At 65.9% G+C, this 23,054-nt stretch carries 16 protein-coding genes; 11 read left to right on the forward strand and 5 right to left on the reverse strand.

The genetic code is table 11. The annotated features are described in order from the left end of the window. The first annotated feature begins 9 nt into the window (after positions 1-9). The 5 genes from CTR55_RS05985 to CTR55_RS06005 are packed head-to-tail and all read left to right on the forward strand — an operon-like array spanning position 10 to position 9,414. Positions 10-1,761 carry a DUF2138 domain-containing protein gene (locus CTR55_RS05985; RefSeq protein WP_296285012.1) on the forward strand — a complete coding sequence of 584 codons (1,752 nt, stop codon included), beginning with the start codon at positions 10-12 and terminating at the stop codon, positions 1,759-1,761. Continuing rightward, on the forward strand, positions 1,746-2,390 hold the full coding sequence (locus tag CTR55_RS05990; protein WP_296285014.1) for a DUF1175 family protein: 645 nt from the start codon (positions 1,746-1,748) through the stop codon (positions 2,388-2,390). Before CTR55_RS05985 ends, CTR55_RS05990 begins: the two co-directional genes overlap by 16 nt. Beyond that, positions 2,387-6,940 carry an alpha-2-macroglobulin gene (locus tag CTR55_RS05995; RefSeq protein ID WP_296285015.1) on the forward strand — a complete coding sequence of 1,518 codons (4,554 nt, stop codon included), beginning with the start codon at positions 2,387-2,389 and terminating at the stop codon, positions 6,938-6,940. The genes CTR55_RS05990 and CTR55_RS05995 overlap by 4 nt, the downstream gene beginning before the upstream one ends. Before the next feature lie 3 nt (positions 6,941-6,943). Next, positions 6,944-8,593 (forward strand): DUF2300 domain-containing protein, encoded by a 1,650-nt coding sequence (locus tag CTR55_RS06000; RefSeq protein WP_296285016.1) that lies wholly within the window; start codon positions 6,944-6,946, stop codon positions 8,591-8,593. Positions 8,594-8,598: 5 nt separating this feature from the next. Then, entirely contained in the window at positions 8,599-9,414 is an 816-nt protein-coding gene (locus CTR55_RS06005) for a DUF2135 domain-containing protein (protein WP_192403735.1), read from the forward strand. 501 nt (positions 9,415-9,915) lie between these two features. On the opposite strand, the gene CTR55_RS06010 is transcribed toward CTR55_RS06005, so the two are convergent. Genes CTR55_RS06010 through gatC form a run of 5 tightly spaced genes read right to left on the reverse strand, consistent with a single transcriptional unit; the run spans position 9,916 to position 13,972 of the window. After that, a complete protein-coding gene (locus tag CTR55_RS06010; protein ID WP_296285017.1) occupies positions 9,916-10,305 on the reverse strand; it encodes a carboxymuconolactone decarboxylase family protein in 390 nt (129 codons plus the stop codon). Positions 10,306-10,315: 10 nt separating this feature from the next. Next, complete coding sequence (locus tag CTR55_RS06015) at positions 10,316-10,699, reverse strand: septal ring lytic transglycosylase RlpA family protein (RefSeq protein WP_296285018.1); 384 nt, start codon at positions 10,697-10,699, stop codon at positions 10,316-10,318. A 54-nt stretch (positions 10,700-10,753) separates the two neighbouring features. Continuing rightward, positions 10,754-12,199, reverse strand: coding sequence for an Asp-tRNA(Asn)/Glu-tRNA(Gln) amidotransferase subunit GatB (gatB, locus tag CTR55_RS06020; RefSeq protein ID WP_296285020.1), 1,446 nt, complete (start codon positions 12,197-12,199; stop codon positions 10,754-10,756). 11 nt (positions 12,200-12,210) lie between these two features. Further along, positions 12,211-13,665 (reverse strand): Asp-tRNA(Asn)/Glu-tRNA(Gln) amidotransferase subunit GatA, encoded by a 1,455-nt coding sequence (gene gatA / locus CTR55_RS06025; protein WP_296285022.1) that lies wholly within the window; start codon positions 13,663-13,665, stop codon positions 12,211-12,213. A gap of 19 nt (positions 13,666-13,684) precedes the next feature. After that, on the reverse strand, positions 13,685-13,972 hold the full coding sequence (gene gatC, locus CTR55_RS06030; protein WP_015475813.1) for an Asp-tRNA(Asn)/Glu-tRNA(Gln) amidotransferase subunit GatC: 288 nt from the start codon (positions 13,970-13,972) through the stop codon (positions 13,685-13,687). 241 nt (positions 13,973-14,213) lie between these two features. Here gatC and mreB point away from each other — a divergent pair, with 241 nt between their 5' ends. The 6 genes from mreB to CTR55_RS06060 all read left to right on the forward strand — a co-directional run bounded on the left by mreB (position 14,214) and on the right by CTR55_RS06060 (position 23,034). Beyond that, positions 14,214-15,251, forward strand: coding sequence for a rod shape-determining protein MreB (mreB, locus tag CTR55_RS06035; protein ID WP_017518164.1), 1,038 nt, complete (start codon positions 14,214-14,216; stop codon positions 15,249-15,251). A gap of 93 nt (positions 15,252-15,344) precedes the next feature. Continuing rightward, positions 15,345-16,418 carry a rod shape-determining protein MreC gene (mreC, locus tag CTR55_RS06040; protein ID WP_296286474.1) on the forward strand — a complete coding sequence of 358 codons (1,074 nt, stop codon included), beginning with the start codon at positions 15,345-15,347 and terminating at the stop codon, positions 16,416-16,418. Beyond that, positions 16,418-16,906 (forward strand): rod shape-determining protein MreD, encoded by a 489-nt coding sequence (mreD, locus tag CTR55_RS06045; RefSeq protein ID WP_296285024.1) that lies wholly within the window; start codon positions 16,418-16,420, stop codon positions 16,904-16,906. The genes mreC and mreD overlap by 1 nt, the downstream gene beginning before the upstream one ends. 61 nt (positions 16,907-16,967) lie before the next feature. Then, positions 16,968-17,552, forward strand: coding sequence for a Maf family protein (locus CTR55_RS06050; RefSeq protein WP_296285026.1), 585 nt, complete (start codon positions 16,968-16,970; stop codon positions 17,550-17,552). 47 nt (positions 17,553-17,599) lie between these two features. Further along, the gene (gene rng, locus CTR55_RS06055) at positions 17,600-19,057 is read left to right on the forward strand and encodes a ribonuclease G (RefSeq protein ID WP_296285028.1); all 1,458 of its coding nucleotides are present in this window, start codon (positions 17,600-17,602) and stop codon (positions 19,055-19,057) included. A 158-nt stretch (positions 19,058-19,215) separates the two neighbouring features. After that, entirely contained in the window at positions 19,216-23,034 is a 3,819-nt protein-coding gene (locus CTR55_RS06060) for a YhdP family protein (RefSeq protein ID WP_296285029.1), read from the forward strand. Positions 23,035-23,054 lie beyond the last annotated feature (20 nt).

Raw genomic sequence — 23,054 nt, forward strand, 5'->3', positions numbered from 1 at the left:
AAGCGATCCATGAGCGACAATACGCCCTCCAGCAGCCAAGACAGCACCCCTTCGCCGACACCGGCCCAGGCCCCGAGCCGTGGTCCGCTGATCGCCATCGGCGCGCTCGCCGCCGCGCTGGTCGCCGGCGGCCTGGCCTTGGCCTTCGGCCTGATCCCCGCCTTCCATTCCGCGCCGGTGGGCACCCTGGAAGCGCCGGAAAGCCCGGAAGTGGTCCGCGACCTCAAGCGCCCGGACGCGCTGATCGAGAGCGCATCCCTCAGCCAGTTGCCCAAGGCCGTGCTGGAAGTGCCACTGCTGCGCGACGTGCTCACCGAGGACTTCGTCTTCTACTACGAGAACAACGCCGACCGCCTGGGCCTGACCGGCACCCTGCGGCGCATCGTCTACGAACACGACCTGACCCTGAAGGACAGCGTGATCGAGGAACTGCTCGATCAGCCAGCCCAGGTCGCTCTGTGGCGCGGTGCTGATGGCCGTCTGCGCGATTTCATGGTGGTGCTCAAGCGCGGTGGTCTGGCGAAGGTGCTGGAGCCGCTAGCCAAGGTCGCGGCCGACGATACCCAGCTGAAGAAAGTCTCGGAAATCCAGGTGAAGGGCAGTGCCACACCGCTCTACAGCTTGCGCTACGGCGCTGAGAAGACCCTGCTGTTCGCCTCCCATGGCGACCAGATGCTGGTGCTGTCGAACCCGAAGATGCTCTTCACCGCCGCCGGCTACGACGACCTGGGCGAGCCTGACGCCGCCGTCGCCAAGGACCTGGGCGCCGCGCTGGAAGGCGAACCGCTGTTCGCCAAGGACTTCGCCCTGGAGCCGCGCGGCGAGCTGCAACAGCGCATCACCCTGGGCGCTGGCGTGCTCGCCATGGGCTACCAGCGCTTCATTCCGACCTTCGCCGGCGTGCGCTTCGAGCAGGGCAAGGACGGCTGGCACAGTTACCTGGCGCTCAATGAAGTGGCCCGCCAACCGGACCTGGATTTCACCCCCGTTTGGCAGGCCATGCCGATGGGCGCCAGCGCCTGCGTCGCGCTGCCGGTCACGCCCGGTCTATACGACAGCATGCTGGTGAAGCTGGGCGCAGAGCAGAAGATGGCCGCGTCGTTCTCCGAACACCTATCCGGCGCCGCCGGCCTGTGCTGGTACCCGGAGTCGCGCCTGCACTCGCCGCTGCTCGCGGTTAAGCTCGACGCACCCGCCAGCCCCGAGCTGGATGAGGAACTGGGCAAGCTGTTCAGCGGCATGATCGGTGCCTACGAGGCCAATGTGGAAGGAGGTTCCTTCCCGGTGGACAGCCGCGCCGAGGGCGATGGGCGACTCTGGCAGCGCCAGGTCAGCTCGCGCTTCGGCCAGTATCCGGCCAGTGAGGCGGAGAATCCCGATCAGGTCAGCGGCAACGGCTTCTTCCGCGTCAGCCTGCTGCGCGATGGCAACACCCTGCTGTTCTCCATCGACGACAAGCTGCTCGACAAGGCCCGCAACACCCTGGCCAAGCGTTACCCGCCGCTATCCGACGTGCTGCCGAAGGATGCCCTGGTGCCCGCCTACCTGGCACCCAAGACGCTTTCCGCACTGCTCCAGCGCGAGACCCTCGACAGCCTGCCGCAGGACCTCGAACCGGTGTTCCGCAACGCCGCCGACACGCTGCTCCTGCCGCGCCTGAAGACCCTCGCCGGCAACGGCTCCTACGCCCTGACCCTGCCGGCCGGCAGCGAACCCAGCGGCGAGTGGGAGTGGCTGCCGCTGGAATGGAAGGCGCTGTGATCCGCAAACCCTTCACGCTGCTGGCTGCTCTGCTGGTCGCCACGTTGGCGCACGCATCGGAGCCGGCGCTGGATGCGCAGCAGACCCAGGTGTTCCGCGCCTGGTTCGTGCGCATCGCCGAGGAGCAGCTGCGCCGCGGGCCGAATCCGCGCTGGTACCAGCAGGATTGCGCCGGCCTCGTGCGCTTCGCCGCCAACGAGGCGCTGAAGGTGCACGACGCCAAGTGGTTGCGCGCCAATGGCCTGTCCAATCGCTACCTGCCGCCGGAGCTGGAACTGTCCGATGGGCAGCGCAGTCTCGCGCAGACCTGGCAACAGGGCGGCGGCAAGACCGGCCCCTACGTCAACGCGATCAAACTCATTCAATACAACAGCCAGCTCGTTGGCCGCGACCTCAACCAGGCGCGCCCCGGCGACCTGATGTTCTTCGACCAGGGCGATGACCAGCATCTGATGATCTGGATGGGCCGCGACATCGCTTATCACACCGGCACTCGTACGGCGACCGACAACGGCATGCGCTCGGTCAGCCTGCAACAACTCATGACATGGAAGGACACCCGATGGATACCCGACGAATCCAATCCCAACTTTATCGGCGTCTATCGCTTGTCCTTCCTGACCCGATGACCGCGCTGCGCGGCATTGCCGCTGCCCTGGCCTGCGCCGGCCTGCTCGCCGCCGCACCCGCAATCGTGCAGGCGGACGACGACGTTCCGGCGAGCGGCTATTCGCCCATGGCCGGCGAGTCGTTCTTCCTGCTCGCCGACTCGAGCTTCGCTTCCGACGAGGTGGCCAAGGTGCGCCTGGAAGCGCCGGGCCGCGACTACCGTCGCTACCGCATGGAGCCCTACGGCGGTGCGGACATCCGCGTCTACCGCATCGACAAGCCGCTGGACTTCCTCAAGCGCCAGAAGAACCTGCACCGCGTGCTGTCCGAAGGGCAGTTCAAGGGCGAGGGCTTGTCCAACACCCTGGCCTACCTGTGGGACAACTGGTACCGCAAGTCGCGTCGGGTGATGCAGCGGACCTTCTCCTACGAGTCGCGCCAGCAGGTCACCGAGGTGGTGCCCGAGCTGAAGATGGGCAATGCCATCAAGGCGCCGACGCCCTACGACGCGCAGCCGCAGTACGCGCCGATTCCCGGCTTGCCGATGGTCAGCCAGTTCCGCTATCCGCTGTGGGATGCCAAACCGATCCAGCCGCCGAAGGAAGTCACCCTCGCCGGCTCCTCCAGCGAGTTCATCAACGTCGCGCCGGGCAACGTCTACGTACCACTGGGCAAGCTGAAGCCCGGCCTGTACCTGGTCGAAGCGCTGGTCGGCAAATACCGCGCGACCACCGTGGTGTTCGTCTCCAACAGCGTGGCGGTGAGCAAGATCGCCGGCAATGAGCTGCTGGTGTGGACCGCGCGCAAGCATGAAGGCACGCCGGTGGGCGGCGCCAAGGTGCTGTGGACCGACGGCCTGGGTGTGATGAGCAGCGGCAGCAGCGACGCCGACGGCTTGCTGCGCCTGCAGCACATCAGCCCCGAGCGCTCCTTCGTGATCGGCGAGGACGAGGAGGGCGGCGTCTTCGTCGCCGAGAACTTCTATTACGACAGCGAAATCTACGACACCAAGCTCTACGCCTTCACCGACCGCCCGCTCTACCGTCCGGGCGACTGGGTGTCGCTGAAGATCGTCGGCCGCGAGTTCAAGAACTCCCGTGAGTCGCAGTCGCCGCAGAGCGCGCCGCTGCGCCTGTCGGTGATCGACGCCGCGGGCACCACGCTGCAGACTCTGGACCTCAAGTACGACGCCAGGAGCGGCACCAACGGCCGCTTCCAGCTGCCGGCCAACGCCGTTGCCGGCGGTTACGAACTGCGCTTCGACTACCGCGACCAGACCTACAGCAGCGCCTTCCGCGTCGCCGAGTACATCAAGCCGCACTTCGAGATTTCCCTCGACCTGGCCAAGCCGGATTTCAAGACCGGCGAGCCGGTGAAAGGCAACCTGATCCTGCTCTACCCGGACGGCAAGCCGGTGGCCAATGCCCGCCTTGAACTGAGTCTGCGCGCCCAGCAGTTGTCCATGGTGGACAACGAACTGCAGTACCTCGGCCAGTTCCCCGTGGAGCTGACCAGCGCACAGATCACCACCGACGCCCAGGGGCGCGCGGCGCTGGACCTGCCGGCGGCGGAGAAGCCCAGCCGCTACATGCTTACCGTGTTCGCCAGCGATGGCGCCGCGTACCGCGTGAAGACCAGCAAGGAAATCCTCATCGAGCGTGGCGCCGCGCGCTACCGCGTGAATGCGCCGCAGCGCTTCAGCGCCGCCGGTGACAAGGTCGAGTTCAGCTACGCCGCCGAACAGCAGACGCAGATCCAGCCGACCGCCTACCGCTGGCTGCGCCTGGAAGACCGCAGCAGCGGCGACGGCGCAGTGGCCGACGGCAAGTTCGCCATCACCTTCGACAAACCCGGCACCTACAGCGTTGAGCTGCGCGACAAGGCCGGCCAACTGCTCGGCGGCACCGGCCACTCGGTCAGCGGTGATGGCGTGAAGGCCGTGCCGGGCACCGTGGAAATCGTCCTCGACAAGGCCGAGTACCAGGCGGGTGAAGAAGCGCTGGCGCTGATCACCTTCCCCGAGCCGGTGGACGACGCGCTGCTGTCGCTGGAGCGCGACAAGGTCGAGGCCACCGCGCTGCTGTCCAAGGGCGGCGACTGGCTGAAGCTGGAGAAGCTCAACCCGACCCAGTACCGCGCACGCATTCCGGTGAAGGCCGAGTTCTCGCCGAACCTGACCTTCTCCGTGCTCTACACCCGCAGCGGCGACTACAGCTTCCAGAACGCCGGCATCAAGGTCGCCGTGCCGCAGGTGGAGATCGCCGTCAGCACCGACAAGGAACGCTACGAGCCGGGTGAGACGGTTACCGTCAACCTCGACACCGCCTACGCCGGCAAGCCGGTCTCCAGCCACCTCACCGTGAGTGTGGTGGACGAGATGATCTACGCGCTGCAGCCGGAGATCGCCCCGGGCATCGACCAGTTCTTCTACCACCCGCGCCGCAACAACGTGCGCACCAGCGCCAGCCTCGCGTTCATCAGCTACGACGTGGCACTGCCCGGCACGCCCAGCGCGCCCGGCCGCGCCAACCGCAGCGAGCGTGGCGTGAAGGTGCTGGAGCGCCCGCGCCGCGAGGAAGTCGACACCGCCGCCTGGGAGCCGGAGCTGGTCACCGACGCCAACGGCAAAGCCCAGTTCAAGTTCCGCATGCCCGACTCCCTGACCCGCTGGCGCATCACCGCCCGCGCCATGGATGACCAAGGGCAGGTCGGCCAGAAGAAGCAGTTCATCCGCTCCGAGAAGCCGCTGTACCTGAAATGGAGCGGCCCGAAACGCTTCCGCACTGGCGATGCGCCTGACCTCGGCCTGTTCGTCTTCAACCAGGGCGAGCAGGACGCCAAGGCAGAGCTGCTGATCCGCGCCAACGGTACGGAGAAGACCCAGGCGCTGGACCTCAAGCGCGGCGTCAACTACATCGCCCTGCCGCCACAGCCGCTCAGCGATGGCGACTGGAGCGTCGAGCTACGCCAGGACGGCAAGGCACGCGACAGTCTCGGCGTGCACTTCAGTCTGGTGGCGGACAGCTGGCAAGTACTGCAATCCAGGCCGCTGCAGGTCAACGCGCAGAACACCCCGCTGCAGTTGCCGGCGGATGCCCGCGACGTCAGCCTGCGCCTGGATGACAGCGCCCAGGCCCTGCTGCGCGGCAACCTCGACTCGCTGCTCGATTACCCCTGGGGTGGCGTCGAGCAGACCGCTAGCCAGTTGCTGCCGCTCAGCGTCGCGTACCCGATGCTGGCCAACGGCGAGCCGCGCGTGCGCGACCGCCTGCGGCTGATCATGCAGACCAGCCGCCTGCGCCTGGTGCAGATGGCCGGCCCGGACGCCTACTTCACCTGGTGGGGTGGCGAAGACTACGACGCCTTCCTTACCGCGTACGCCTACTACGCCGACTGGCACGCCAGTCGCGCGCTGGAAATCCAGCTGCCGCCGGACCACTGGCAGCGCGTACTGGAGCTTTACTCCGCACGCGCCAGCGCCACACCGTTGCTGCAGCGCGCACTGATCCTGGCCTTCGCCCGCGACATGAAGTTGCCGGTGCAGACCCTGGTCAGCGGCCTGCTCACCGACCTGGAGAACGCCGGCAAGGGCGAGGCGGCGAAGTCGGTGAACGACTTCGACAGCGACGACAGCCTGGTCATGGGCCAGCCGGATTCCGAGCTGGGCCTGGCGGTGGCACGTGTACTGACGGCCAGCCTGGCCGAGCAGAACAAGGTCGCGCTGCCGCAAGGTTTCGCCAAGCAACTGGATGGTGCGCGCCTGAAGCTGAACACCAGCGACCAGCCGTTCGCCCGTGCCGTGCAGCTCTATAGCGGTACCGTCGATGCCAGCCGTGCCCGCGCACTGCTGCAGAGCCTGGCGCCGCAGCAATCCACCGTCGAACGCGCTCTGGCGCTGACCTGGATGCAGCGCGCCGTGGCCGATGCCCCGGCTGCCGAGCTGCCCAAGCCGGTCGCGGGCTGGAAGGAAAGCCACAGCACCACCGGCGATGCCTTCTGGCAATGGCAGGGCAATGACGTGCCTGCGCAGTTGGACCTGAGCGCCGCGCCGTCGCGACCGCTCAACGCTTCCGTGACCTTCCGCAGCGCCGAAGCGCCGGCCAGCCAGCTGCCGGTGACCATCAAGCGCCGCCTGCTGCGCCTGGTGCCGGGCGAGGACGCCTTCGCCTTCAGCGCCGAGGAACTGGGTGACAAGCCGCTGTCCAGCGACGAGCTGTACCTGGACGAAGTGACCCTGACCACCGAGCAGGCACAAGCCCTGCGGTACGGCATGCTGGAAGTGCCGCTGCCGCCGGGCGCGGACGTCGAACGCACCACCTGGGGCCTGCAGATCAGCGGCCTGGGCGGCGTCGAGGCGACCAGCCTGGAGCGCGCGCGCAACGAACCGGGTGACCTGTTCTATGGCGTGCCGGTGGACACTCTGGGCGGCGAGCTGCGCTTCCGCCATCTGGTGCGCTTCTCGCAGAAGGGCGAGTTCGTCCTGCCGCCGGCGCGTTACCAGCGCCTCTACGCGCCGCAGGAGCAGGCGCTGGAGCAGAAGCCGGCCCTGGCGAAGATCAAGGTTCAGTAATCGATGCGCGCGCGTCTGGCCGGGCTGATCCTGCTGTTGCCGCTCTGGGCTTGTGGAGCTTCTGCTCTGGCACAGGAGCAGGCGGCGCAGCTGGCCTGGCGCACGACGCAGGGCGACGAACTGTTGCGGCTCGGGCCGCAGCAGATGCTCGATCGCCAGCCGTTGCCGGCCGACCTGCACGCTCCGCTGGGCAGCCTGTGGAAGCTGTTCGTCTATGCCTGGCTCATCGATACCGGCCAGCATGAACTGGCCTACCAGTGCCATGGCGGAAGCAAGGAAGAGGTCTATTGCTGTTCGGCAGGGCAGAGCATCGAGCGCGATGCCGCGCTGGTGAAGTCCTGCGGCCTGTACTTCCAGCCGCAGCGCCTGGGAATTGATGGTTCGGTCTGGCAACAATACTGGCAGGCGCGCCACGCGCCGGCCTGGATCGCCCAGCTGGAAAAGCTGGCGCCGCAGACCGAAGTACCGGTCGCCGAGCTGCTCGATCAACTGCAGCACCTGCCGGCCCAGGAACAGGCGCGCAAGGTGCTGCTCGATGTCAGCCTTGCCGCCGACGACGGCCGCGCACCCGCCGCGCTCGGTGGACGCCTGCGGGTGAAAACCTGGAGTTGGGATGAAGGCGGCCAGCGTGAGGGTGGCTTCGCCGGTTGGCTGGTCGATGGCACTCCGCTGTGGGCGCGCGGGCCGGGCACCAGCAAGACGGTGCTGGCCAAGTACGGCAATGCCATCGGTGCCGCGCTGCCGGCACCGTGGCCTCGCGATCCGGGGCGTTGCGTCGAGGTGGGGCTGTTCAGCCGCTATCCGCTGAAAGAAGTCTACGGCGCACGCAATCAGCCCGCCGCCGAAGGCTTGCTGGCCGGCCGGCAGAATGTGTTGTTCGCCAATGGCGTTCGGCTCGACGTGAACAGCAGCGGCGACCTTTTCCTCGAACGCGATGCGCAGGGGCCCCGCCTGACTGCCCGCCTGTCCCGCGAGGAGTACGTCGCCCGCGTGCTCGACCGCGAAGCTTCCTCCACGCCGCCGGAGGCGGCCAAGGCGCTGGCGGTGACCATCCGCACTTATCTGTTGCAGAACGGCGCCCCGCGCGGCGACTGCCTGAATATCGACGACAGCAGCCAGCGCCAGCGTGTGGCGCCGCGACCGGCCAGCGAGGCGGCGCGTGGCATCGCCGCCTGGACTGCCGATCTGGTGCTGGCGGGTGGCACCGTCACCTATCACTCGGACGAGGCGGGGCAGTCGAAGCTGTCCTGGCGCGATGCCCAGGAGCAGGCCGCCAAGGGCCTGCGCTATGACGCGATCCTTGCCCGCGCATTCCCGCGCACCAGCCTCAGCCGTTGGAGCAACCCGACCGCCGCCTGCCAGCCGCTACCCGAGGCCGAGCGCTGGCTGAAGGCACAACGGCGCGACTGGCGCCCGCGCCTGGAAACCGAGGCCGGTTATGAGGAGCTGCAGTCCTTCGCCGTGTGCCGCCTGAGCAGTGGTCGGCCCTACGTTGACCGCGAACGCCAGCGCATCTACGTGCGTGGCCTGTACTCCCAGCAGGACCGCCTCGACCTGGCTCATGAATACCTGCACCTGGCCTTCCAGGCGCACCCCAATGGACAAGACGAGGGCTACGTGGAAAGCCTGGCCCGTCGCCTGATACTGGAATGATCAGCATGAAACTCGCCCACGCGCTCCGCCTGTCCCTGCTCGCCAGCCTGATCCCGCTGGGCGCGCAGGCTGCCGAATCGCCGATCAGCCTGGATACCCCGCTGGGCGGCTGGCGCTCGGGCGATGGCGACAAGGCCGACTTCCGGCAGACGGTGAACTACCCGGCGTCCTCGGTGAACTCGCGGGAGGACCAGTCCGATACCGCGCGCATCCGTGGCGAAATCCGTGGCTTGCCCAAGGACAGCAAGGAGCCGGCGCGTCTGGTGGTGAACGGTGTGGCGATGCCGATGCGGGTCGAAAGCGATGGCAAGTTCGACCGCCCGTTCGCCTTCCCGGCGGGCTCCAACAGCGTCGAAGTCGTCAGTCCGGACGGCCAGCAGCGCAAGCGCGTGCAGTTCTACCATGGCGGTGGTGGCGGCGAAGTGGCGGCCAAGCTGCGGGTCATGCTGTCCTGGGATTCGGACAACACTGACCTTGACCTGCACCTGGTGACGCCCGATGGCGGGCATGTCTGGTACGGCAATCGCTCGCTGCCCAACGGCGCGGCCCAGGACGTCGACGTGACCACCGGCTATGGCCCGGAAATCATCGCCAGCCCGACTCCGCTCAAGGGCCAGTACCTGGTCTACGTGAACTACTACGGCGGCGGCTGGAGCTCGGATGAGAGCTCGGGCGACGTGAATGCGGCCAAGCCACTGACCACGGCGCAGGTGACCATCGTCACGGAGGAGGGGACGGTGAACGAGAAGCAGGAGTCCTTCCTGATCCCCATGCGCCAGCCGGGCGAGCTGACGCTGGTGAAGCGGTTCAGTTACCCGTAATGACACGAGCGCTTTCGTAGGAGCGGACTCCGTCCGCGATGGCTACCGGCGCGAGGCGAATCTTTCGCGGACAAGGTCCGCTCCTACAGGATCACGCCACGCTCGGTTTGTAGGGCGGATAACCCGTTCCGGGTTATGCGCCCTACGCACAAGCGCCCGCTCTGGCTCTTGAGGTCTTCCAGAGAAGTCTCCGCACGCTCCGGAGTGCCCCTTTCAGGAGGCCGAAGGTGATCGGAATTTCAGGGGGAGAGCGGCATGGATGCCGCGCAAGCCGCGATTGGCCAGGGATGGCCCTTCGCGGCGGCCCTCTGAAATTCCGAAGAACAGAGGGTACTTTTCGCGAAGCGAAAAGCCGGATGTAGGGGCGAGACCTTTTGGTTCCTTTTGGGGCGTTTGCCAAAAGGGACTCGCCCGAGGGGGCGAAACACACTGTCCACGCGCACTCCGAAGCGGCGCGGAAACACCAACCGCTAAGCGGCGAAGAGCTTGGTGCCAGAGAGGTCAGCCCTTCTGATCCGCCTGCCAAGCGTCGATCACTTCCTGCGCCGCACGGAAGGCGTCGATAGCCGCCGGAACACCGGCGTAGACCGCGCAATGCAGCAGCGCTTCGCGAATCTCTTCCACCGTGCAGCCGTTGTTCAGCGCGCCGCGCACATGGCCTTTCAGCTCCTGCGGGCACTTGAGCGCGGTCAGCGCAGCCAGGGTGATCAGGCTGCGGGTCTTGAGCGGCAAGCCTTCGCGGTTCCACACGCCGCCCCAGGCGTGCTCGTTGACGAAGTCCTGCAGCGGCTGGGTGAACTCGGTGGCGTTGCCCAGGGCGCGGTCGACGAAAGCGTCGCCCATCACTTCGCGGCGGACCTGCTCGCCGGCCTTGCGGTTGTCGTGGCTCATTCTGGCTCCTTCAGAGACCTTCCAGGCGCACCGGCGCGGTGCCGGAGCGCAGCATGTTGAGTTGTTCGGCGGCCGCCTTGGAGACATCGATGATCCGCCCACGGCCGAACGGCCCGCGGTCGTTGATGCGCACCACGACGCTGCGGCCGTTATCGAGGTTGGTCACTTTCACCCGCGTGCCGAAGGGCAGGGTGCGATGTGCGGCGGTCAGGGCGTTCTGGTTGAAGCGCTCACCGCTGGCGGTGCGTTTGCCATGGTGCGCCTTGCCGTAATAGGACGCGGTGCCTTCGGCGCGGTAGCCGCGGCCGGAGACATCCGAGTCGCTGTCATAAGACGTGGTGCTACAGCCGGCCAGCAGGGCCAGGCAGCCGACGAGAGCCATGGGTCGCAGCATCGAACCTCCGGACGAAAAAACGCCGGGCAAGCCCGGCGTTATTGAAGTGTGGGCTCAGCCTTCGAGCTTCTTCTTCAGCAGTTCGTTCACTTGCGCCGGGTTGGCCTTGCCCTTGGCGGCCTTCATGGCCTGGCCGACGAAGAAGCCGAACATCTTGCCGCGCTTGGCTTCGTCGCTGGCGCGGTACTGCTCGACCTGCTCGGCGTTGGCCGCCAGCACGTCGTCCAGCAGCTTCTCGACGGCGCCAGAATCGGTGTTCTGCACCAGGTCCTTGGCCTTGATGATCTCGTCGGGCGAGCCTTCACCTTCGGCCAGGGCGGCGAACACGGTCTTGGCTGCCTTGCCGTTGATGGTGCCGTCCTTCAGGCGCAGGATCATGCCGCCCAGGTGCTCGGCGGAAACCGGTGACTGTTCGATTTCCAGGCCGTCCTTGTTGAGCAGGCTGGAGAGCTCGCCCATCACCCAGTTGGCGGCCAGCTTGGCGTCGGCGCAGATGGTTTCTACCTGCTCGAAATAGTCGGCCATCTCACGGCTGGCGGACAGCACGCTGGCGTCGTAGGCGGACAGACCGTACTGGCTCTCGAAGCGCTCGCGCTTCTGGTCCGGCAGTTCCGGCAATTGGCCGCGCAGTTCTTCGAGGAAGCTCTGCTCGATCACCACCGGCAGCAGGTCCGGGCAGGGGAAGTAACGGTAGTCGTTGGCTTCTTCCTTGCTGCGCATGGAGCGCGTTTCGTCCTTGTTCGGGTCGTACAGGCGGGTTTCCTGCACGACCTTGCCGCCGTCCTCGATCAGCTCGATCTGGCGCTGCACTTCGTGGTTGATCGCCTTCTCGATGAAGCGGAAGGAGTTCACGTTCTTGATCTCGGCGCGGGTGCCGAACTCGGCCTGGCCCTTTGGGCGCACCGAGACGTTGCAGTCGCAGCGCAGCGAGCCTTCGGCCATGTTGCCGTCGCAGATGCCCAGGTAGCGCACCATGGCGTGGATCGCCTTGACGTAGGCCACGGCTTCCTTGGCGCTGCGGATGTCCGGCTCGGAGACGATCTCCAGCAGCGGAGTACCGGCGCGGTTCAGGTCGATGCCGCTCATGCCATGGAAGTCTTCGTGCAGGCTCTTGCCGGCGTCCTCTTCCAGGTGCGCACGGGTAATGCCGACGCGCTTGACGGTGCCGTCTTCCAGGGTGATGTCAAGAAATCCCTTGCCGACGATGGGATGGTCCATCTGGCTGGTCTGGTAGCCCTTGGGCAGGTCCGGGTAGAAGTAGTTCTTCCGGGCGAACACGTTGCGCCCGGCGATCTCGGCGTTGATTGCCAGGCCGAACTGGCAGGCCATGCGCACGGCCTCCTGGTTCAGTACCGGCAGGGTGCCGGGCATGGCCAGGTCAACCAGGCTGGCCTGGGTGTTCGGGGCGGCGCCGAAGGTGGTGGCGCTACCGGAGAAGATCTTCGATTGGGTGGAGAGCTGTGCGTGGATTTCCAGCCCGATCACGGTTTCCCATTGCATGTGTGTCGTCCTCAGAATCCAGCCGGGGCTTGTTTGTGCCAGTCGGTCACCAGTTGGTACTGGTGCGCGACGTTGAGCAGGCGGCCTTCCTGGAAGTACGGCGCGAGCAACTGGACACCCACCGGCAGACCGTCGACGAAGCCCGCGGGCATGGACAGGCCCGGGATGCCGGCGAGGTTGGCGGTGATGGTGTAGATGTCTTCCAGGTACTGGGCGACCGGGTCGTTGTTCTTCTCGCCCCGTTTCCAGGCCGGGTTCGGCGTGGTCGGGCCGAGGATCACGTCGACTTCGGCGAAGGCGCTGGTGAAATCGTTCTTGATCAGGCGGCGAATTTTCTGAGCTTTCAGGTAGTAGGCGTCGTAGTAACCGGCGGAAAGCGCGTAGGTGCCGACCATGATGCGGTTCTTCACTTCAGCGCCGAAGCCTTCGGCGCGGGAGCGCTTGTACAGGTCTTCAAGGTTCTGCGGGTCTTCACAGCGGTAGCCGTAGCGAACACCGTCGAAGCGCGACAGGTTGGAGCTCGCTTCTGCGGGCGCGATCACATAATAGGCAGGGATCGCGTGCTGCATGTTCGGCAGGGAGATCTCCTTGACCACCGCGCCGAGCTGCTTGAGCTGTTCGACCACCTTCAGCACCGCGTCGGCGATGCGGCTGTCCAGACCGGCGCCGAAGTACTCCTTCGGCAGGCCGATGCGCAGGCCGGTCAGCGGCTTGGCCAGGGCGGCCAGGTAGTCGTCCACCGGCTGGTCGACGCAGGTGGAGTCCTTCGGATCGAAGCCGGCCATGGCGCCGAGCATCAGTGCGCAGTCCTCTGCGGTGCGGGCCAGCGGGCCGCCCTGGTCGAGGCTGGAGGCGTAGGCGATCATGCCCCAGCGGGAAACCCGTCCATAGGTGGGCTTGATGCCGGTGAGGTTGGTCAGCGCGGCCGGCTGGCGGATCGAGCCGCCGGTGTCGGTGCCCGTGGCGGCCGGGATCAGGCGTGCGGCCACGGCGGCAGCGGAACCGCCGGAGGAGCCGCCCGGAACGCGGGAGGTGTCCCAGGGGTTCTTCACCGGGCCGTAATGGCTGGATTCGTTGGCCGAGCCCATGGCGAATTCGTCCATGTTCAGCTTGCCCAGGCTCACTGTGCCGGCGTCCGCCAGGCGCTCGACGACGGTGGCGTCGTACGGCGAGACGAAGGCGTCGAGGATCTTCGAGCCGCAGCTGGTGCGCACGCCCTGGGTGCAGAACAGGTCCTTGTGGGCGATCGGTGCGCCCAGCAGGGCCCCGGTCTCGCCTTTGGCGCGCCGCTCGTCGGCCGCCTTGGCCTGGGCCAGGGCGCTTTCCTCGGTGACGGTGATGAAGCTGTTCAGCTGCGGGTCGAGCTGCTGGATGCGCGCGAGCAGGGCAGTGGCCAGTTCCTGGGCGGAGAATTGCTTGTCGGCGAGTCCGCGGGCGACTTCGGCGAGGGTCAATTGATGCAGCATATGTCCGTGTCCTTCTCGCTTACTCGATGACTTTCGGGACGAGGTAGAGGCCGTCTTCCACGGCCGGCGCGATGGCCTGGTAGGCTTCGCGGCGGTTCTCCTCGGTGACCGCGTCGGCGCGCAGGCGTTGCGTGGCCTCCAGCGGGTGGGCCAGGGGCTCCACGCCGTCGGTGTCGACCGCCTGCATGGCGTCGATCAGGCCGAGGATGTTGTTGAGGGTATCGGTGGTACGCGAAATGTCGGCTTCCTCCAGGCCCAGGCGGGCGAGGTGGGCGATCTTTTCCACGTCGGAGCGTTCAAGCGCCATCGGGGGTCTCCAGCTAGAGCGGCCAGACTCGAACTGGGCCTGGCCGGACGGAATTTGCAGGGCAGGGAACGTAACCCGCGGCAGACGGTCGAAGGCCGCTGGGACGGGCCCGCAGGCCCGGAAAAACGAGGAATCTAGCATAAATTGCCGCCTTGCCCAAAATCCCCGTCATTGTTAGAGTTTGCCGCACTTTTTTACCCGCGCACTTTTCACCCACGCGCCACCTATGGGTTTCTTTCCAATGTTCAAAAAACTGCGTGGCATGTTCTCCAGTGATCTGTCGATCGACCTGGGCACTGCCAATACCCTGATTTATGTGCGCGAGCGCGGCATCGTCCTGAACGAACCGTCCGTGGTCGCCATTCGTAGCCACGGCAGCCAAAAGAGCGTGGTAGCGGTCGGTACCGAAGCCAAGCGCATGCTCGGCCGTACCCCAGGCAACATTGCCGCCATTCGTCCGATGAAGGACGGCGTGATCGCCGACTTCAGCGTCTGCGAGAAGATGCTGCAGTACTTCATCAACAAGGTTCACGAGAACAGCTTCCTGCAGCCCAGCCCGCGAGTGCTGATCTGCGTGCCTTGCAAGTCCACCCAGGTGGAACGCCGCGCCATCCGTGAATCGGCACTGGGTGCCGGTGCCCGTGAGGTGTACCTGATCGAAGAACCGATGGCCGCGGCCATCGGCGCCGGTCTGCCGGTGGAAGAGGCCCGTGGTTCCATGGTCGTCGATATCGGCGGCGGTACCACCGAGATCGCGCTGATCTCCCTCAACGGCGTGGTCTACGCCGAATCCGTCCGCGTCGGCGGCGACCGCTTCGACGAAGCTATCGTCACTTACGTGCGCCGCAACTACGGCAGCCTCATCGGTGAATCCACCGCCGAGCGCATCAAGCAGGAAATCGGCACCGCCTTCCCGGGCGGTGAAGTCCGCGAAGTCGACGTCCGTGGCCGCAACCTGGCCGAAGGCGTACCGCGCAGCTTCACCCTGAACTCCAACGAAGTGCTCGAAGCGCTGCAGGAGTCCCTGGCGACCATCGTCCAGGCGGTCAAGAGCGCGCTGGAGCAGTCCCCGCCGGAACTGGCTTCCGACATCGCCGAGCGCGGTCTGGTGCTGACCGGTGGTGGCGCGCTGCTGCGTGACCTGGACAAGCTGCTGGCCCAGGAAACCGGCCTGCCGGTGATCGTCGCCGAAGACCCGCTGACCTGCGTCGCCCGTGGCGGCGGCAAGGCGCTGGAAATGATGGACCGTCATTCGATGGACCTGCTCTCCACCGAGTAAGGTTGGGGATTCCTGTAGAGGTTGGTTGACGTTTCACCGTCCATGGTGAAACTTCAACCGACTTTGCACAGCTAGGAGCCGGTCATCAAACCGATATTCTCCAAAGGGCCCTCGCTGGGCGCGCGCCTGTTGGTGCTCGCTGTCCTGTCGGTCGCCTTGATGGTGGTCGATGCCCGCTTCGATTATCTGAAACCGGTACGCAGCCAGATGGGCCTCGTGCTGAGCCCCTTCTATGGCATCGCCGACATTCCCGTTCGAGCCTGGGAAGGTGTGCGCGACCAGTTCACCAGCCGCAGCGAGCTGCTGGCCGAGAACGAGCGACTGAAGGCCGAGCAGCTGCTGATGCAGCGCCGCCTGCAGAAACTGGCCACCCTCACGGAACAGAACGTGCGCCTGCGCGAGCTGCTCAACTCCTCTGCCCTGGTCGATGACAAGGTGCTGGTGGGCGAGCTGATCGGCGTCGACCCGAACCCCTTTACCCAGCGCATCCTGATCGACAAGGGCGAGAAGGACGGCGTGTTCCAGGGACAGCCGGTGCTCGATGCCAGCGGCCTGATGGGCCAGGTGGTCGAGGTGATGCCCTATACCGCGCGCGTCCTGCTGCTGACAGACACCACCCACAGCATCCCGGTGCAGGTGAACCGCAACGGCCTGCGTGCCATTGCCGTGGGCACTGGCAACCCGGAGCGCCTGGAGCTGCGCTACGTCGCCGATACCGCCGACATCAAGGAGGGCGACCTGCTGGTCAGCTCTGGCCTTGGTCAGCGCTTCCCGGCCGGCTATCCGGTGGCGGTGGTCAAGGAAGTACTGCACGACACTGGAGGGCCATTTGCCACTATTCGTGCCGTGCCGACCGCCAAGATGAATCGCAGTCGCTACGTGCTGCTGGTCTTCAGTGACAGCCGCACCCCCGAGCAGCGCGCTACCGATGCCGCCGAAGCTCAGGCCGAGGCCGACCGCAAGGCCGCCGAATCCGGTGCGCCGGCGCAGCCTGCTGCTGCCCCCGCCGAGCCTGGCGCTGCGGCCGCCCAGCCGCATGAAGGTGCGCGGCCTGCCGCTCCGGCTGCCCCCGCCGCGCAGCCCGCTCATCCGGCCGGTGCTAATGGCGTAGCGCCGGCCGCTCCTGGTGCGCCGGCATCGCACCCCGATGCAAGGATCCGTCACTGATGGCGGTGCAGGGCTCGAACAATGGCTGGGCCATCTGGCTCACCCTGCTGCTGGCGCTGCTGCTGTCTGTGGCGCCGATGCCCAGCTTCATGGAAATCGGTCGTCCGCTCTGGCTGGCGATGTTCCTCACCTATTGGGTGCTCTACTTACCGCACAAGGTCGGTATGTTGACCGCCTGGGTGCTGGGTGTTGCCGAAGACGTACTCTACGGCAGCCTGTTGGGGCAGAACGCCCTGATCCTGAGCCTGATCATCTGCCTGGTGCTATCGCTGCACCAGCGCCTGCGCATGTTCCCCATCTGGCAGCAATGCCTGGTGTTGCTGGTGGTCTTCGGTCTCGCCCAATTGGTCCAGTTGTGGATCAGCGCCCTGACCGGCAACCGCCCGCCGACCCTGGCATTCCTCCTGCCGGCATTGGTCAGCGCCTTGCTCTGGCCCTGGGTCTACACACTGCTTCGGGCCCTGCGGCTGCGCCTGAATATCAACTGATCGCCCCTTTTGCGGGGGAATCGCCGGGCCTGCGTTGTGCGGGTTCGTTTCGGAGTCCTTGATGGCCCAGCTGTACCTCGCCTCCAGTTCGCCGCGCCGCCGCGAACTGCTCACCCAGATCGGCCTGCCGTTCCACATAGTGCCCGCGTCCGTCGACGAAACGCCGGAGGCCGGCGAATCAGCCCACGCCTATGTCGAGCGCCTGGCGCGCAGCAAGGCGCTGGCCGGGTTGAACTTCCTTGCCCAGCGTGCCGATGTCTGCGTGCTCGGCGCCGATACCGCCGTGGTTCGGGACGGTCGCATCCTCGGCAAGCCTGTGGATCGCGACGACGCTCTGAGCATGCTGCAGGCGCTGTCAGGCCGCGAGCACGAGGTGCTGACCGCCGTGGCGGTGGCCGATCGTGATCGCTGCGAAGCGCGTGTAGTCAGCAGCCGCGTGACCTTCCGCGATATTTCCGCCGAGGAAGCCGAGCGCTACTGGGAAACCGGCGAACCGCAAGACAAGGCGGGTGGCTATGCTATCCAGGGGCTTGCGGCGATCTTCGTCAGCCGGGTCGAGGGCAGCTACAGCGCCGTTGTCGGCTTGCCTTTGTGCGAAACCGCGGCATTGCTGGCTGACTTCTCCATCCCTAGCTGGCAGTCTTGATCACGAAGTAGCGCTGGCATCACTCCGGGCGCGATAAGGAAGGGCGCATGAGCGAAGAGATCCTGATCAATATCACGCCGATGGAATCGCGCGTGGCGGTGGTGGAGAACGGCGTCCTGCAGGAAGTCCACGTCGAGCGCACGCTGCGCCGCGGGATCGTCGGCAACATCTACAAGGGCAAGGTCGTTCGGGTGCTGCCGGGCATGCAGGCGGCCTTCGTCGATGTTGGCCTGGAACGCGCGGCCTTCATCCATGCGGCGGAGATTTCCACCCGCGAGGGCAGTGCCGTGGAGAGCATCGGCGCGCTGGTCCACGAAGGGCAGAGCCTGGTGGTGCAGGTCACCAAGGACCCCATCGGCACCAAGGGCGCGCGGCTGACCACGCACCTGTCGATTCCCTCGCGCTATCTGGTCTACATGCCGCGCACCAGTCATGTCGGCATCTCCCTGAAAATCGAGGACGAGCACGAGCGCGAGCGCCTCAAGCAGGTGGTTGCCAAGTGCGTCGAAGCCGAAGGCATTGTCGAGCGCGGTGGGTTCATCCTGCGGACCGCCGCCGAGGGCGCCGGTGAAGACGAGATCCTCGCCGATATCCGCTACTTGCGCAGGCTCTGGGACCAGATCGACGCGCAGATCAAGACCGTCGGTGCGCCGACGATGATCTATGAAGACCTCTCCCTGGCGCTGCGTACCCTGCGCGACCTGGTGAACCCGCGCATCGAGAAGATCCGCGTCGATTCCCGGGAGAACTTCCAGAAAATCACGCAGTTCGTCGAAGAACTGATGCCGGAAATCGCCGACCGCCTGGAGCATTACCCTGGCGAACGGCCGATCTTCGACCTCTATGGGGTCGAGGACGAGGTGCAGAAGGCGCTGGATCGCAAGGTGCTGCTCAAGTCTGGTGGCTACCTGATCATCGACCCGACCGAGGCGATGACCACCATCGATGTGAACACCGGCGCTTTCGTCGGACACCGCAATCTTGAAGAGACCATCTTCAAGACCAACCTCGAGGCGGCCACCGCCATCGCCCGCCAACTGCGCCTGCGCAACCTGGGCGGGATCATCATCATCGACTTCATCGACATGGAAGACGAGGAGCACCGCCGTCAGGTCCTGCGGACCCTGGAGAAGCAGCTCGAACGCGACCATGCCAAGACCAACATCATTGGCATCACCGAGCTGGGCCTGGTGCAGATGACCCGCAAGCGCACCCGCGAAAGCCTGGTGCAGGTGCTCTGCGAGCCCTGCCCGAGCTGCCAGGGGCGCGGCATGCTGAAGACGCCCGAGACCATCTGCTACGAGATATTCCGCGAGATTCTCCGGGAGGCGCGGGCTTACCAAGCCGATTCCTACCTGGTGCTGGCCAATCAGAAAGTGGTGGATCGCCTGCTCGACGAGGAGTCGGGCAATGTCGCCGATCTCGAACTGTTCATCGGCCGCCCGATCAAGTTCCAGGTCGAGGCCATGTATTCCCAGGAGCAGTACGACGTGGTCCTGCTTTGAGCAGCGGGTCGCACAATATGGGATGCCGGCAGGAGGCCGCTTTGCAATGGGGTTTATTGGAGCTTTGCCTGACGCACACTGTCAGACCAGGTTCGATCCTGCACGGCTGGGAGGCCGCTCGATGACCCTTCGCTTCACCTCGCAGGCGGCCGGCTGACATGGAAAACGCGGGCCGTCTGTTCGCCACCTCGCTACGTATCGTCCTGGGCCTTGTAGCGTTGGGGCTGGTGCTGCTCGCACTGTACGTCAGCCTCGGCCGGCAACTGGTGCCGTTGGTGGCGGAGTACCGCGACGACCTGGCGCAGAAGGCCAGCGAGCAACTGGGCCTGCCAGTGGCCATCGGCGCGCTGGAGGGACACTGGCATGCCTTCAGCCCGATCATCGTGGTGCGCGATATTCAGCTGGGCGAGGGCAATGACGCGCTACGCCTGGAACGCGTGCGTCTGACCCCGGATATTCTCGGTAGCCTGATGGCGCGTCAGCCGCGCATCGACAGCCTGGAGCTGGAAGGCCTGCACCTGACCCTGCGGGAGGACGAGGATGGCCAGTGGCACGCCGATGGCTTGCCCAGCCATGGCGGCGATACCGATCCGCGCAAGCTCATTGACCTGCTGCTGACTCCGCGTCGCTTGTCGCTGATGGACAGCCAGTTGACCGTGCTGCCCCAGCAGGCCAACCCGCTGTCGCTGACCTATGTCGGCATGACCCTGCGCAGCGGCAGCCGCCAGCGCCTGGAAGCGCGTCTCAGCCTGCCCGGCGGCGAGCCGGTGGCGGCGCGCCTGGAAACCCGCCTGAACCGTGACGACTGGACGAAGAGCTCGGCCGAGCTGTACCTGAGCCTGCCGCAGGCTGACTGGGCCAAGTGGCTGCCCGAACGCCTCACCGGCGCCTGGAAGCTGTCCCAGGCCAAGGCTGGTGGTGAGTTCTGGGCGACCATCGACAAAGGCGTGCCGGTCGCTGCCGTGGCGCGCCTGAATGCACCGAAGATCGATGCTGCACTGGGCGACCACAAGCCGGTGAGCCTGAGCGACCTGGGCGTCAGTCTGTTCTTCGAGCGCCAGGGTGATGATCTCAGCCTGCGTGTCGCCGATCTGGCGGCGAACCTCGGCGAAACCCGCTGGGGCGAAGTGGAACTCGAGCTTACTCGCCGGATGAAGGGCGAGGAGCACTGGCAACTGCGCGCCGATCGTCTCGACCTGACGCCGCTGGGGCCAACCATCACTGCCCTGGCGCCGCTGCCGGACAAGGTCATCGAATGGCTTGACGGCCTGAAACCGCATGGCGTCCTGCATAACGTCAACTTCGACTACTGGCCGCAGCGCGAGGGCGCCGAGCGCATCACCTATGCCACCAACCTGGAGAAGGTTGGTGTCAGTGCCTTCCATGACGTGCCCGCCGTGGCCAATGTCGACGGTACCCTCAGTGGCAACCTTGGCGGCGGCACGCTGGATGCCAACGCCCAGGACTTCATGCTGCATCTGGCGACGCTGTTCCCCGAGCCCTGGCGCTACCGCACCGCCCACGCGCGGCTGTTCTTCCAGCTCAACGACGAAGCCTTCACCCTCGGCAGCCATTTGATGAACGTGGAGGGCGAGGAGGGCAACATTGCCGGTGACATGTTGATCCGTCTGATGCGCGACCCGGCGCAGGAGGACTACATGGACCTGCGTGTCGGCATGAGCAATGGCGATGCGCGCTACACCAGCAAGTACCTGCCCACGGTTATTCCGCAGATGAGCAAGGATCTTGCGGCCTGGCTCAAGGGCTCGATCAAGAGTGGTCGCATCGAGCAGGGCTATTTCCTCTGGCAAGGCTCGCTGCAGAAGGGGTCGGCGCCCGAAGCTCACGCCATGAGCCTGTACTTCAAGGTCCACGAGGGGGTACTCGACTACCAGCCGGGCTGGCCCGGCCTGAGCAAGGCGGAGGGCGAGGTCCGCGTCGAGGACAGCGGGGTAAGCATCAACGCCACCCGCGGGCAGATTCTCAACAGTCAGGTGCGCGATGTCTCGGTGGAGATTCCCCATTCGGATCCGGGCGAAGTCTCCCACCTGCATGTCAATGGCGATATCGACAGCAACCTCGCCGATGGCCTGAAGATCCTTCAGGACTCGCCGATCGGAGCCACCCATACCTTCGCTGGCTGGGAGGGCGCGGGCAATCTGAACGGCCACCTCAATCTCGACATTCCCCTGGCCAAGGGTGAAGTGAGCAAGGCGCGGGTGATAGTCGACTTCGACACCAACAAGGCTCGGCTGAAAATCGCCAAGCCCGAGTTGACCCTCGAACAGGTCAAGGGCAAGTTCCGCTACGACACCGACAGCGGTCTGAGTGGGCAGAATGTGGTCGCCCAGGTACTGGGCAGCCGAATTACCGGCAGCATCCGCGCCGAGGGCCGCAACGGCGTGCCGCGCACGCGAGTGCTGGTCGGCGGACAAGTACCGGTCAAAGCACTGCTCGATTGGGGCAAGGTGCAGACGCAGTTGCCAGTGGACGGTCGGGTGCCGTTCCAGCTCAATCTGCTGCTCGATGGCAAGGACAGCCAGCTGCAGGTGGCCTCCAACCTGCAGGGCGTGACCATCGACCTGCCCGCGCCGTTGGGCAAGGCCGCCCAGGAAACCCGCGAGAGCGAGTGGCGCATGACCCTGGACGGCGCCGAGCGGCGCTACTGGGCGACCTATGGCGACCGCGCCAGCCTGGCCTATGCTGCCCCGGCGGAACAGCCACTGGCCGGCCGTGGCGTGCTGCGCCTGGGCGGCGATCCGGCCGTGCTGCCCAACTGGAATGGTATGCAGGTACGCGGCAAGATCGACGAAGTCGACGCCGACGCCTGGATGGCGGTCGCGAAGAAGTACTCCAATACCGGTGTCGAGGGGGCTGCAGGACTATTGCGCGGAGCGGACCTGCAGATCGGGCGCTTCAAGGGTTTCGGACAGACTCTGGAGAACCTCACCCTGGACCTGGCCCGTATCGACAGCAGCTGGCAGCTCGGATTGGTCAGCTCGCTGGCGTCCGGCAAGATCACCCTGCCGGACAACAAGAACCGTCCAATCCAGATCGCCTTGGACCGAATCGACCTGCCCAAGGGTGAGGCCATCGATTCCAAGAAGGCGGTGGAACAGCCCGACCCGCTGGCGAAAATCGACCCACGCACCCTGCCGCCCATGGATGTGAGCATTCGCCAGGTCCTGAAGGCCGGCAAGCCGGTGGGGGCCTGGAGCTTCAATGTGCGGCCGACGCCGACCGGTGCAGGCTTCAACGACGTGAACCTGGATCTGCGAGGCCTGTCGGTGAAGGGCAACCTGCGCTGGGATGGTATGGACGCGAGCGCTCGCAGTACTTTCCAGGGCCAACTGGAAGGCAAGAATATCGGCGACGTGCTCAAGGCCTGGGACTTCGCGCCCAGCGTGACCAGTGAGCGGTTCCGCGTGGACATCAACGGCAACTGGCCGGGCTCGCCTGCGGCGCTGAATCTGCGGCGCTTCGGCGGCACCCTCGATGCCAGCCTGCGCAAGGGCCAGTTCGTCGAAGTGGAAGGCGGCGCCAACGCCCTGCGCGTGTTCGGCCTGCTCAACTTCAACGCCATCAACCGCCGTCTGCGCCTGGACTTCTCCGACCTGCTGGGCAAGGGCTTGAGCTACGACCGCGTGAAAGGCGTGCTGACAGCCAACGACGGCGTCTACTTCACCCGCGAGCCGCTGCGCCTGGACGGGCCGTCGAGCAACCTGGAGCTCAACGGCACCCTCGACCTGGCCCACGACCAGATCGACGCCAAGTTGCTGGTGACCCTGCCGGTGACCAACAACCTGCCGCTGGCGGCACTGATCGTCGGTGCGCCGGCCATTGGTGGCGCACTGTTCGTCGTGGACAAGCTGCTGGGCGACAAGGTCGCGCGCTTCGCCAGTGTGCAGTACAGCGTGAAGGGCCCGTGGCAGAGTCCCACCATTGCTTTCGAGAAGCCTTTCGAGAAACCCCACTGAGCAGACTGTGCGGGCATCGG

Source organism: Pseudomonas sp., from assembly GCF_002796985.1.
Classification (GTDB): Bacteria; Pseudomonadota; Gammaproteobacteria; order Pseudomonadales; family Pseudomonadaceae; genus Pseudomonas.

Coding starts and splice junctions, on each gene's coding strand:
- CTR55_RS05985 (WP_296285012.1), top strand. CDS start 10: ATGAGCGACAATACGCCCTCCAGCAGCCAAGACAGCACCCCTTCGCCG.
- CTR55_RS05990 (WP_296285014.1), top strand. CDS start 1,746: ATGGAAGGCGCTGTGATCCGCAAACCCTTCACGCTGCTGGCTGCTCTG.
- CTR55_RS05995 (WP_296285015.1), top strand. CDS start 2,387: ATGACCGCGCTGCGCGGCATTGCCGCTGCCCTGGCCTGCGCCGGCCTG.
- CTR55_RS06000 (WP_296285016.1), top strand. CDS start 6,944: ATGCGCGCGCGTCTGGCCGGGCTGATCCTGCTGTTGCCGCTCTGGGCT.
- CTR55_RS06005 (WP_192403735.1), top strand. CDS start 8,599: ATGAAACTCGCCCACGCGCTCCGCCTGTCCCTGCTCGCCAGCCTGATC.
- CTR55_RS06010 (WP_296285017.1), bottom strand. CDS start 10,305: ATGAGCCACGACAACCGCAAGGCCGGCGAGCAGGTCCGCCGCGAAGTG.
- CTR55_RS06015 (WP_296285018.1), bottom strand. CDS start 10,699: ATGCTGCGACCCATGGCTCTCGTCGGCTGCCTGGCCCTGCTGGCCGGC.
- gatB (WP_296285020.1), bottom strand. CDS start 12,199: ATGCAATGGGAAACCGTGATCGGGCTGGAAATCCACGCACAGCTCTCC.
- gatA (WP_296285022.1), bottom strand. CDS start 13,665: ATGCTGCATCAATTGACCCTCGCCGAAGTCGCCCGCGGACTCGCCGAC.
- gatC (WP_015475813.1), bottom strand. CDS start 13,972: ATGGCGCTTGAACGCTCCGACGTGGAAAAGATCGCCCACCTCGCCCGC.
- mreB (WP_017518164.1), top strand. CDS start 14,214: ATGTTCAAAAAACTGCGTGGCATGTTCTCCAGTGATCTGTCGATCGAC.
- mreD (WP_296285024.1), top strand. CDS start 16,418: ATGGCGGTGCAGGGCTCGAACAATGGCTGGGCCATCTGGCTCACCCTG.
- CTR55_RS06050 (WP_296285026.1), top strand. CDS start 16,968: ATGGCCCAGCTGTACCTCGCCTCCAGTTCGCCGCGCCGCCGCGAACTG.
- rng (WP_296285028.1), top strand. CDS start 17,600: ATGAGCGAAGAGATCCTGATCAATATCACGCCGATGGAATCGCGCGTG.
- CTR55_RS06060 (WP_296285029.1), top strand. CDS start 19,216: ATGGAAAACGCGGGCCGTCTGTTCGCCACCTCGCTACGTATCGTCCTG.